This window comes from Citrobacter sp. CF971 (assembly GCF_006385635.1).
Classification (GTDB): Bacteria; Pseudomonadota; Gammaproteobacteria; order Enterobacterales; family Enterobacteriaceae; genus Citrobacter; species Citrobacter freundii.
Genome location: NZ_CP041051.1, coordinates 2,739,438 through 2,751,316, shown reverse-complemented (window position 1 = coordinate 2,751,316; position 11,879 = coordinate 2,739,438). Strand labels below are relative to the sequence as shown.

At 54.3% G+C, this 11,879-nt stretch carries 10 protein-coding genes and 1 pseudogene; 2 read left to right on the top strand and 9 right to left on the bottom strand.

From position 1 onward, the window contains the following. The first annotated feature begins 64 nt into the window (after positions 1 to 64). Positions 65 to 676, top strand: a complete 612-nt coding sequence (gene emtA, locus E6P06_RS16700) for a membrane-bound lytic murein transglycosylase EmtA (protein ID WP_003020914.1) — start codon at positions 65 to 67, stop codon at positions 674 to 676. Positions 677 to 687: 11 nt separating this feature from the next. Here emtA and E6P06_RS16695 read toward each other — a convergent pair whose 3' ends face one another. After that, positions 688 to 1,422 carry a flagellar brake protein gene (locus tag E6P06_RS16695; RefSeq protein WP_003020911.1) on the bottom strand — a complete coding sequence of 245 codons (735 nt, stop codon included), beginning with the start codon at positions 1,420 to 1,422 and terminating at the stop codon, positions 688 to 690. Positions 1,423 to 1,623: 201 nt separating this feature from the next. Here E6P06_RS16695 and E6P06_RS16690 point away from each other — a divergent pair. Further along, a pseudogene (locus E6P06_RS16690) lies at positions 1,624 to 1,876 on the top strand (GlsB/YeaQ/YmgE family stress response membrane protein). Positions 1,877 to 1,917: 41 nt separating this feature from the next. Here the strand turns inward: E6P06_RS16690 and E6P06_RS16685 are convergent. From E6P06_RS16685 to dhaM, 8 genes are all read right to left on the bottom strand, one after another. Further along, positions 1,918 to 3,888 carry a TonB-dependent siderophore receptor gene (locus E6P06_RS16685; protein ID WP_139935470.1) on the bottom strand — a complete coding sequence of 657 codons (1,971 nt, stop codon included), beginning with the start codon at positions 3,886 to 3,888 and terminating at the stop codon, positions 1,918 to 1,920. Positions 3,889 to 3,911: 23 nt separating this feature from the next. Next, positions 3,912 to 4,769, bottom strand: coding sequence for a ModD protein (gene modD, locus E6P06_RS16680; protein WP_058842367.1), 858 nt, complete (start codon positions 4,767 to 4,769; stop codon positions 3,912 to 3,914). Next, entirely contained in the window at positions 4,766 to 5,578 is an 813-nt protein-coding gene (locus tag E6P06_RS16675) for a class I SAM-dependent methyltransferase (protein WP_139935469.1), read from the bottom strand. Before E6P06_RS16675 ends, modD begins: the two co-directional genes overlap by 4 nt. Before the next feature lie 9 nt (positions 5,579 to 5,587). Further along, positions 5,588 to 6,349, bottom strand: coding sequence for an ABC transporter ATP-binding protein (locus tag E6P06_RS16670; RefSeq protein WP_139935468.1), 762 nt, complete (start codon positions 6,347 to 6,349; stop codon positions 5,588 to 5,590). Then, complete coding sequence (locus E6P06_RS16665) at positions 6,346 to 7,305, bottom strand: FecCD family ABC transporter permease (RefSeq protein ID WP_369726993.1); 960 nt, start codon at positions 7,303 to 7,305, stop codon at positions 6,346 to 6,348. Before E6P06_RS16665 ends, E6P06_RS16670 begins: the two co-directional genes overlap by 4 nt. Before the next feature lie 26 nt (positions 7,306 to 7,331). Next, on the bottom strand, positions 7,332 to 8,354 hold the full coding sequence (locus tag E6P06_RS16660; RefSeq protein ID WP_139935467.1) for an ABC transporter substrate-binding protein: 1,023 nt from the start codon (positions 8,352 to 8,354) through the stop codon (positions 7,332 to 7,334). Positions 8,355 to 8,561: 207 nt separating this feature from the next. After that, complete coding sequence (locus E6P06_RS16655; protein ID WP_088902195.1) at positions 8,562 to 10,274, bottom strand: alpha,alpha-trehalase; 1,713 nt, start codon at positions 10,272 to 10,274, stop codon at positions 8,562 to 8,564. Between the two features lie 170 nt (positions 10,275 to 10,444). Then, entirely contained in the window at positions 10,445 to 11,875 is a 1,431-nt protein-coding gene (gene dhaM, locus E6P06_RS16650; RefSeq protein WP_048217891.1) for a dihydroxyacetone kinase phosphoryl donor subunit DhaM, read from the bottom strand. Positions 11,876 to 11,879 lie beyond the last annotated feature (4 nt).

Here is an 11,879-nt window from a genome sequence, read left to right as displayed (position 1 = left end):
ATCATGCCGCGTAGGTATGTCGTTGTCACCTCAGCGACAGGTTCCGGCTATAAGGATAGATGACGTGAAATTGAGATGGTTTGCTTTTTTGGTTGTATTACTTGCGGGCTGTAGTTCAAAACATGATTACAAAAACCCGCCGTGGAATGCTGAAGTTCCGGTTAAACGCGCAATGCAATGGATGCCGATCAGTGAAAAAGCCGGTGCGGCCTGGGGTGTCAGTCCACAATTGATTACTGCTATTATTGCCATTGAATCAGGCGGTAATCCGAATGCGGTCAGTAAGTCTAATGCGATTGGTCTGATGCAGTTAAAAGCCTCGACTTCAGGCCGCGATGTTTATCGTCGCATGGGATGGAGCGGAGAGCCGTCGACCAGCGAGTTGAAAAACCCCGAACGCAATATCTCCATGGGGGCCGCATACCTGAGTATTCTGGAGACCGGGCCGCTGGCAGGGATCGAGGATCCGCAGGTGATGCAGTATGCGCTGGTAGTATCGTACGCTAACGGAGCGGGAGCATTGCTGCGAACGTTCTCTTCCGACAGGAAGAAAGCCATCAATAAGATCAACGATCTCAGCCCGGATGAATTTATTGAACATGTTGCGGACAATCATCCGGCGCCGCAAGCTCCGCGCTATATCTGGAAGCTTCAGCAAGCGCTGGATGTAATGTAATTCAGGTGATGTTAATCGCGCACTTTGTTCGACTTTTCCCGGGCCTCGCGCTCAAGGGAAAAAATAATCCGCTGTAAGTTCCGCTCCACCGCCGGGCCGACGTTGAGAAAACGAAAGCTCAGGCGGGGAGTGGTAATGGTTTCGTTTTTACTGTCGATAACTTTGCGTTCGCTAATGGAAATAAGCTGGGCGTCAACGTGATACACCCCCCATTGTTCCATGTTCAGTTCAACCTGCGCGAAGCGTATACCTTCTACCAGTCCTTCTGGTTTTGCCGTTTCTAACAGCCCGCCCATACCGCCAAGCGACAAATCGAATAAGCGAAAGCACAGCGTGCTGTTGTCCGGCATTTTTGCCGTGCAGCGATAGGGAGGATGCAGCGGAGCGCCGATGCGGAAATATTCCCGACGCTGAACAAACCACAGGGAAGGCGGCAAGGATGAAATAAACGCTGGCAGTTGCTGATACTCACCTTTTTTTAACTGTGGCAGGGTGAATTCTACTTTGGCTCCCTGCGTTTCGGCGATAATCGAGATCTGACTGGCCCGCTGTACGGCCTGGTTTTCATATTCCTGGCTACCAAAATCCATGACCAGCTCGTCCGGGCTGACGGCCAGAACTTTACTGATGAACTGGCCGCCCGACCAGGAGATACGCAGTGGAACCTGCTGCGATTTTAAGTCCCGAAGTACACCTAACACCGCTAACGGATTTTGCTTCAGGAACTGCTCATTGTAGTTACTCACACCTAATGACTCCCGGATGCCTGGTTTGTCGTTGGATTATCGGCATCAATCAACGGAACTTAATACAAATGGATGAAATTTTTTACCAACGCCAATGAATTAAGTCTGCGTGAAAACAGCATATAGCGATGGTTTGCCTATACTTTAAAGGCTGGCGCAAGAATGTCTTGCGCGTGCGTTCACTGGAAAGAGGGCCTGAAAATGGGAATTATTGCCTGGATTATTTTTGGTCTGATTGCGGGGGTTATCGCCAAACTGATTATGCCGGGGCGCGATGGCGGTGGATTTATCCTGACCTGTATTCTCGGTGTTGTCGGTGCTGTGGTCGGTGGATGGCTGGCAACGACTTGGTATCGGTGGCGATGTCAGCGGGTTTAATCTCCACAGCTTCCTGGTGGCCGTGGTCGGCGCGATTGTTGTGCTGGGTGTCTTCCGACTGGTGCGGCGAGATTAATCGAACGGCCCCCGCGGGGGCCGTTTCTCTGTATTGCTAAGTCAGAACTGATACTCAATCCCCGCCCAGTAATTACGGCCTTCTTCAATAAATCCTTCACTATAAACGTACTGCGTATCGAACAGGTTATTGACCGACGCGTTAACGCTGAATCCGTGACCGATGGCGTAGTCAGCGCGTAAATGGGTAATGGCGAAACCAGCGGCTTTCTGTGAGCCGTCGCTATTGCTATAGCTCGGCGAACGGGCCTCTTCTGACAGCGTAATGCTGAGCGGATCCCATGGCTTCAGCGTCATCCAGGCAGTCAGGGTTTGCGTTGGCAGGTCGGTAATCTTGCCGATGTCGCTGCGTTTGACGTCTGCATGAATAAGGCCGTAGCTCAGACCGACATCCAGTATATCAAAGACTTTACCTTTAACGCCTGCATCCAGACCGGTGTAATCCACCCGGCCGCTGTTCTGATTCTGAATGGTGTCGGCATCAATATTGTGTGAAAGGATGGCGTCGCTGATGCGGTTGTAATACACGCTGGCTTCGAATCCCCAGTTCTGACTAAGTGACCCATTCCAGGTCAGATCCACGCTGCGGGCGCGTTCAGGTTTAAGCTGCGGATTGACCAGCGCCACCTGGTTATAGGCCGGTTTTGAGGTCGTGTAGCGTTCTTTCAACGTAGGGAAACGCGTTCTGTCAGAATAGGACAGCGCTAATGTGTCTGCATTTTCGAAGTGATATTTGGTCATCATCTGCCAGTTGAAGGCCGACTGATTGTTGTCATCATAGTGGGTGACGCTACCATTTTTTTCGTGCTTCATGCCTTCCAGACTGTCGCGCCAGTCATAGCTTATTCCCGCCACTACATCGACATTATCCGCCGCCGCCCACTGATATTCACTGGCAACAGACCAGGTGCGGTCTTCGTAACGGTCGTAAGCCGCATTCGGTGCGCCTTTCTCGCGGTGAACATCATCCTTCCAGTTTACGGCGAAAGAGAGCAGGTCGTTTTCACGCATATCCGCAGCGAGCTGCAGGCCAGCTCCATCGCTATAGTCTGAATAATGACTGTAGTTGCCTTTTTTGTTTTTCAGATCGGCAAGCGAGTTGTACATCATCAACGTATTTTCAAAGGTATCGCGATACAGACGGCTTTTCAGAGTGAAACGATCGCCCAGATGGGTGGTGCCCTGATAGTAATAGCTCTCTTTATCGTACTGTGGCCATTGCCAGTAGCGTGATTTCTGACTGCTGGTTCCGGCATATGGTGGGTTATCTTTTTCACCGTCCTGATTAATATAGGTCAGGACATATTCATCATCGCCGCGAGGGGTAAAGCCCAGCTTCACGATGCCGCGTTTATCATCGGCGGACGAGTTGGCAATCTTGCCGTGACTACCCGCAACCGGATTGTCCACGCCGTGCGGTAAGCCAAGGAAATCCTGCTTCAACTGGCTGCCGCTGAGCTGAATGTAACCCAGATCGTTACTGGCGCCAAATGAAGCGTGCATATCGTGAGCGTTGTCTTTGCTACGACTCCAGCCCTGGCGATAACCGATGCTGCCTTCAATTGGTTTGGTGGGCTTTTTGGTGGTGATATTAATGGCACCGCCCATCTGGTTAGGCCCTTGTAGCAGAGATGAGTAGCCTTTGGATACTTCAACTGAAGCGATATCGGATGTCAGAAAACGGCCTAAATCGAGGTTGCCGTCATAGGGGATGTACACCGGCACACCGTCAAAAAAGACGGGAACCTGACGGCTGTCAAAACCGCGCACTTTCACCTGCTGCTCATTGCGGTTGCCCGACTTTTGCAGCACCACGCCGGGGACGACGCTTAGCGCCTGCGCCACGTTTTGTTTATCCAACTGTTGGATCGTTTCCAGGCCGAGAACCGTAGTGGTTGCCGCAGAGGCCGGACTTGACCAGACGGTGATGGTTTCGCTTTCTTGCCCAGCAAAAGCACTGTGCGCGAAAGCAAACGACAGGGCTGTGTAAAGACAACTTTTGTTGAAATTCATTATTGTTAGTCCATTTTTTAATGTTATATGCCACGTGCGTCCGGGTTCAGGCTAACTTTGATATCCGCAGGTGGAGCGTAATAAGGTGCGGAAGTGATAAACAGCCTGATGCCACAGTCGAGATAACTCGCCAGCGAGGCGAGGGTAATGCCGCCAGTCAGCGCCAGCGTGCAGTGAGGGGCCAGTGAAGGTGCCAGACGGGCAATGTCTGTCGCCTGCTCAGGGGTGAATTTGTCGAGTTGCAGAACATCGGGCGTGGCGCGTAGCGCGGCTAATGCTTCATCTGGCGTATCCGCTTCGACGACGATCTTTTTTTCTGGCGCATGGCTGCGTAAGCGCGCAACCGCGTTTGTCCAGTCGTTTGGGTTGGTAAGAAAACGGCGGTGATTAGCGAACAGCAGCACCGTTTCGGCGCATCCTCCGCGATGAATAATGCCCCCGGCAGCGAGTATTGCCTGAGTCGCCAACGAACGCGTGCCGGGAATGGCTTTGCGGGTGCAGGCAATCTGTCCATCAGGATAGCCTTGGCGCAGTTGACTCAACATGCTCTCAAGATAGCCCGAAACTCCGCAGCTCCACTCCAGAACGTTTTGTACCGCTTTCCAGCCCTGGTGTAGTGCCGCCGCATTTCCGTGCGCACAAATTATTCTCTGTCCCGCGCTCGCTCGTTCGCCGTCGGCCATAATATCGCTGACGGTTATGCCCAATGACGTCAGCATTTGTCTGGCAACAGCGGTGCCGCTCACGCACCCGCCCTGGCGATGGTAAAACTCCATAACGCCGGGCTGTGCGCCAATTCCCAACGCGCGGGTAGTCAGATCGCCGCCCTGAATATCTTCCTGCAGCAGCGCGTCGGTTTGCGCCTGCGAAAAGTAGATCATCGCAGCACCTCCCGCGGCACACTGTCCCACCAGATAAGCGCCCAGTCACGGCTGGCGGGGGCAATCGCGCGTGGATCCTGCTGCTGATACCAGGTTTCCAGACGTTCGACCTCGTCGGCGCTTAGTTCGCCCATACACCAGCGCACGTTTTCCAGAAAGCGCGTCCAGGTACTGTTGTCCTGCTGACAGTTGGGGCCGCGGATAAAATCAACGTGCGCGTGGATCCCCATCTGATACAGGACATTAAGCGCATAGATATAGTTGGGAAGCTCAATCACCTCGCGGCCCAGCGCACGTTGAATGGTGGGGGAAACGAAAGATGAACTGACGAGATGGGTGGTGTAAACCCGCAGCCGGGCCTGATTATTCAGTTTGGTCATCGCCTGGCGCATATCGGCAACCAGCGTAGAGCGCGAGGCGACGGCGATATCGCACTGGGGTAAATCATCCCAGTGTTCTTCCCAGGCCCGCTGCACCCACTGTACGTGACGGGCGTTCATTTGCACAGCACGGCGGGCAGCAACGCTCAGCATTCCCTGGCTGTAATCTACGCCGTAAATTATTGGTATCTTTTTAGCCAGCGCCAGCGAGACCGTACCGGGACCGCAGCCCATATCAAACAGCGACTCCGCTCCTTGCAGGTCGATTTTCCCCAACAGCTGTAGCAAATAGCTGTCGGTTAATGAGGCGCAATTCTCCGCCATTTTTTCCGCACGTTTATCCCAGTGCTCCGGCTTTTTCTCGGTTCTGTTCGCCAGTTGTAACTGTTTACGGTAAAGATCGGCAAAATCAATGTCGTCAATGAGCATTCTTATTCCTTAATTGTGAGAGCCAAAGAGGTGGCGGGCAATTTGTGACGGTGTAACGTGATACAGTGCAGCCAGGCGATCGGTGGCGAGTTGGTGTTCAGGAAGCCCCTGCGAAACCTCACCGTTCGGTTCAACGCGTACCACGCTGTCGGCGATTGCCCGGGCGTGCAACGGATGATGCGTCGACATCAGCAGGGCCATACCCGAATTTTTCAGCGTCACCAGCGTGTCGAGCAGACGGATCTGATGCCCAAAATCCAGGCTGGAAGCGGGTTCATCCAGCAACAAAAGGCGCGGACGTTGCGCCAGAGCGCGGGCAATCAATACCAGTTGCCGCTCTCCGCCGCTCAGAGTGTTCCAGCGCCGGGGCGCCAGGTGAGAGATCCCCAGCATCGCCAGTTGTTGATGAGCAATGTCGTGTTCTTTAGCCCCGGGAACCGCAAATGCCGCCAGTTGCGGGGCCAGCCCCATCATCACCATGTCCAGCGCAGTGAAGGCAAACGCGCCGTCATGCGCCTGAGGAACCCAGGCGATAGCGGCGGCGCGTTGCCGATCGTTGAGATGATTTATGGCGATGCCATCAAGAAGAATGTCACCGTGAAGCGGCGAAAGAACGCCGAGAATGGTGCGCATCAGGGTGGTTTTTCCGCTACCGTTGGCACCAAGCAGACAACAGACGGAGCCGGGCGGAACCTGAAAGGAGACATCGCGTAGCACGGGCTGTTGACTGTGGTATCCCAGCGACGCCCGGCGCACGATTAATAGCGTCATGGTCGATTTCCCCGCAGCAAAAGCAGCAAAAAGAACGGTGCGCCAATAAATGCAGTCAGGATCCCTAGCGGAATTTCCGTGCTGCTCAGCGTACGGGCGAGGGTATCGGTGAGCAGCAGCAAAATGGCGCCGACCCCCATGGAAACCGGCAGTAGCTGCTGGTGGTTATTGCCACTGAGGAGTCGGCCGATATGTGGCACAACCAGCCCAATCCAGCCGATGATGCCCGCGATGGCGACGGTGCAGGCGGTGATTAACGTTGCGCAGACGATCAGCCCCAGCCGTAGTCGGGCGACGTTGATGCCAAGCGATCGTGCTTCATCATCCGAAAGGGTAAGCAGGTTCATGCGCCAGCGCAGCAGCAATAGCGGGACCAGTCCTGCCAAGATCAGCGGTGCCGAGAACCACAGATCGTGCAGCGTAATCGTTGATAAACCGCCGAGCAGCCAGAAAGTGATGGAGGGAAGTTGGGTATACGGGTCGGCCAGCGTTTTGATGAGTGAAATTCCCGCGCCGCATACCGTGCCCAGCGCAATCCCGACCAGCACCAGCGTTAACACCGGGTCGTGACGCTTAACTCGCCGGGTAATCAACCAGACACCGGCGACCACGAATAAACCGCCGGTGAACGCATACAGCTGAATGAACAGGATCGGTAATCCGAAAAGTATTGCCGTACAGGCACCTAAACCGGCACCCGCCGCCACGCCGAGGATATCCGGCGAGACTAGCGGGTTGCGGAACATACCCTGATAGGTGGTTCCTGCGCTTGCCAGCGCCGCGCCAAGTAGCAATGCGGCCAGAATGCGCGGCAGGCGGATTTGCCAGAAGACGATTTTGTCCTGCATCGGGACGTCATCAGTACCTGTAATAAGATTCACAACCTGTTGTGCATCCAGGCGGTATGCGCCCGATACCGCGGCGACGCTCGCGCAAAGCACCACCGCAGCAATCATCAGAAAACCGAGGGTAGATGTTTTCATCAGACTGCCACCAGACGTTGATACTGTGCATCGCTTAGCGTGGTATGCCAGAACAGTTCGCTGTAGCGCTGCATATCGGCTTTAAAGCTCGCGTTAACCTGCGGATCAAGCCAGGCGTGCAGGCGGCGTAATCCCAGTAAGCGGTTGATGCCAGGAGGTGCATCCAACCAGCCAAACGGCAGACCGCTGAGAAACAGAATACGCCGGTCAGCAACCGCTTTGACTCCTTGCCAGACCGGATCTTCTCGTAGGTGCTGCGCTGTCATCGCATCCTGCACCAAAATAATATCGGGCTGCCAACTGAGCAGATTTTCCATTGAAACCTGTGTGAGCCCCTGTCGTCCGGGGATGTGCGCCACATTGTGTAGCCCCAGCAGTTCTGCCGCTTCGGTATGCAGAGAACCTTGTAAACCTGTCTCCAGTCCTCTGGCACCGCGCGCGGCATAAAAACGCAGATTCGCCGCAGCTGTATGCGAGAAAGCTATTGCATTATCGATAAATCGACGGGCCAGCGCGGCCTGCATTGCGGTACGCGAGACGACGCCCAATGCTTCACCGGCTGCGTGCAACTGCTCTGGGGTATGGCGCAGTTCGCCGTTAATCAGCAGCCAGGGAATGTGAGTTTGTGCGCTCACTTGTCTGGCCTGAGAAAGCCAGGTTTCATCGGCATTACCGCAGTCAATAACCAGGTCAGGTTTAAGCGCCAGGAGTGCTTCAAGCGAGAGCGTGCTGGCGCGGCCCGCCAGCCTGCCCAGTTTCGGTAAACTCCGAATATCATCGTGAAACGGGATGGCGGTCTGGCGAGAGAAATCAAAGGAGGAAAAACCCACCACTTTTTCTGGCGCAACAGCCAGTAGTAACATGTCAGCGGGCGCGCCAGCACTGACCACGCGTTGGGTTATATTCGGCCCTGGCGAGCCTCCAACGGCAACGGTTAGCGGCGTTTGCGCCAATGCGGGAAGATGGCGTAGCAGCAGTGCAGATGCCACGAGTTGGGCAAACATCCGTCTTGTCATTGCCATTATCAGTATCCTGAAGGTTACAAATTCGCTATATATTTACATATACAGCGAATAAAAACATGTTCAGAATCAAATTCTCACGGATGAAAACACCGGATACCCCATAAGGGCTAGAGGGGATAGAGGCAGCTTAAATAGCGAAAAATATGACAGAAAAATCCGCGACGAAGCGCGGATTCGGGGAGTAAAACGGCTCAGGTAATGACGTTATGGCGTCGGTTGAGTCTGTTTTTTAGGCTCGGCTGGTGGTGTACTTGTCGGTGTTGGTCGCGATGCGGGTACGCTGTCACAGGGCTTCTCTTTGGCGCAGATCAGGTCAAGCATTTTTAGCGTGACGCCGTTGGTCCAGCCAAAACCATCCTGCAATGGATATTCCCCGCCACCACCGCCGGTGCCGGTGGTGCTCACGTCATATTTTTCAACCAGCTTTTTCTCTCGATCGTAGGTGTGCTGCACATTGGTAAGGAATCGCCAGGTCACATCCATCGCAACGTTATCCTGACCGTAATTCTGTAACCCGGATGCTGCGACCCACTGGAGCGGGGCCCAGCCGTTGGGGGCATCCCACTGCTGGCCGCTTTTAACCGACGTGGTAGCAAGGCCGCCCGGTTGCAGCAGATGTGCCTGGGTGGCTATGGCGACTTTACCGGCGCGATCTTTTGCCGCCGCATTGACATACAGCGGGAACAGGGCGGCAGCCGTGAGCTGGTTGCGTACTTTATGGCTTTTCAGATCGTAGTCGGCATACCAGCCTTCTTTGTCGTTCCACAGGTACTTTTCGATCCCTTTTTGTCGGGCATTAGCGAAGCCATCGTACTGCGCCGCTTTGGCATCATCACCGGCAGCCTTGCTGGCGAGGGCGATCATTTTTTCCATTTTGTACATCAACGCATTGAGATCGACCGGAACGATGCTGGTGGTGCGCAGAGTGCCCAGCTGATTAGGATTGTCCATCCAGCGGGAGCTAAAATCCCAGCCGGACGCAGCCGCTGAACGCAGGTCGCGGTAGATTTCTGTGGCAGGGCGATTTGGGTTGCTTTTAGCGGTGGCGATATCCTCTACCCAGGACTCTGGCCTCGGCGTATCGCGGTCATCCCAGTAGCGGTTCAAAATGGTACCGTCATCCAGTTTAACCACACGCTTATTTTGCTGACCGGGCTGGAGTGTTTCGACACCTTCCATCCAGTAACTGTACTCTTTGAGCATCTGCGGGAGGTATTTTTTCAGCGCGTCATTCCCGTCGTGCTGCGCCAGCAGTTCAACCATAAAGGCAAAGAACGGCGGTTGCGAACGGCTCAGGTAGTAGGTGCGGTTGCCGTTAGGAATGTGTCCCCAGGAGTCAATCTCGTAAGCGAAGTTTGCCACCATGTCCGAGACCTTATCCCAGTGATTGCTTTCGGCAAGCCCCAGCATGGTGAAATAGCTGTCCCAATAATATATTTCGCGAAAACGCCCGCCAGGCACCACATACGGCTCTGGAAGTGGCAGTAGCGAGTCCCATTTTTCAGCGTCAGTTGTCGAGCGGGTGAGGACCGGCCACAGTCCGTCAATATGTTCGCGTAATGATTGCCCTGCCGGGGGAACGTATTTCTCGCCTTCTTTCGGCAAGGTGAAATTCACCTCCACAAAATGGCGTAAGTCGAATCCGGACTGATTTTTCTGCATCCGGTAATCGGCAAGGATCATGAGAGGATCGCTGTTAGGAACTGCGTCAGCAAAGGTTTTCTGGTCTGGAAACAGTTTAGCCGTTTGTACATCGTTAAACAGAGGTCCAAGCAGGATATCTGGCGGCTGCGGTGTAGCGGCTGGCGCGTCTTCTGCATTGACGGCAAAAGAGGAAAGGGCAAAAAAGGTACTGGCGAGAGTCAGTTTTATTGCAACAGAAAGCAGGCCTGGATGGCGAGTTGCAGGCGTTATCATCGGTTAATCTCCTTAGCGGTGTGCCGAAGTAGCGGCATTTACCATGAGAAAACCTTAGTTCAGGATCGACCGTTGCGCGTGATCGACACCCCATTTTGCGAACAAACAGACATTTCCCGACGCGAATAGAGAAGAAGCACACCCTTTGTCGGAAAGGGTGTACTTCGGTATCAGTTTGCGCGGGTTATCCGCTGTGTGACACAGTCAATGGTCAGAGTATCGCCCATCTTTATGCTATCGAGAGCAGCGCCTTGCTGACACATCCAGCACAGACCCATTTCACGAGCGATAATCGCCGGATGAGAGGCTTCGCTGCCGTCCCGCAGGCAGATACCTTTGATGGTCTTCGGATCGAGTTGCAGTACCGTAGACGGATAAATGACATCAGCGACCAGGATAGTGGGGCGCAAGAACGCGGGAATTTGTGCGCTCTCTCCCGTCAAATGTTGCAGTGAACGAGACAGTAAATCTTCAATATCAATGTATCGCGCCTGCAGATAAGGATCATCGAGCTGTAAATACTGCTGGCTGAGATCGCTCAGCACCTGATGCCAGGCCCAGGCGGCGCTGCATTGTTTTTCACGCATTACATCGCAGGCCATTTCAAACAGTTCAGGATCGTCCAACAGCGTGTGGTGACCGGAGAAGATGGCGGCGATATCTGCGGAATATCGTTCTTCAGCAAGAGCGGTGAGTTCGCTCAGATCGTTCAGCGTACTTTGGATGGCGGTCTGTAATCGCTGCTGCTCAGCCTGCAGTGATGCGGCGGACTGCGGGTTTACCTTTGGCGAGAATGGCGTGTGACAAAATGCCGTCCCCGTGACTTTTGAGGGAGCCAGAGTTGCCTTGTTATCAGTATGCGCGGGCTCGAGCGATTCACCAAAATTCTCTGCCGCCAACTGTTTAAATGCGGCCAGCGCATCCTCTGCCTGTTCGCCCTTAGCAATCAGGCGTAGCGTGTCATTACAGCGTACCTGCAGCAGGGCTATTTGATTCAGGCTATCAGGGACCACACACTTGCCGTTTTTCTCCAGCCACATGTCGGCGTTAAAACCAGACAACGCAGAAACCAGCCGCGAAGCCGGGCGGACGTGGATGCCGTTAGGGTTTTTCACCACAATGGCAACAGAACGGGCATCAGCGTCGGGAGACAGTTCTGCGGATGCGGGTTTCGCTGCGGATGGCGAAGGTAAACCCAGTTGTTCACATTTGGCGTCGAGGGCGTTCATGGCATCACGGATGACCCGATCGATATCAGCACCTGCGGCGGCGCTAACCGTCGCGGCCAGTGTGCCTTCAACCAGTGGTGCTGCGCACAAACGCACTTTGGCGGCAATGTTAGGGTCGAGCAGTTCCAGCGCGGTTTCCGCACTCAGTAATGCACTACCGATATCCATCATCACCAGCACGTGGTCCGTATCGGCCACGGACTCGATGGCTTCCATCACCTTAATCGGATCGGTGCCAATCGGATTCTCAGGATCGTCAATGCCTGCGGCAATGGCGATTTTGCAACCATCACCCATTAACATCTGCCGGGCCAGCACGCCGACGCCTTCGCCCAGTTGGGCGCTGTGAGAAACAATAACCAGGTTTACCATCGCT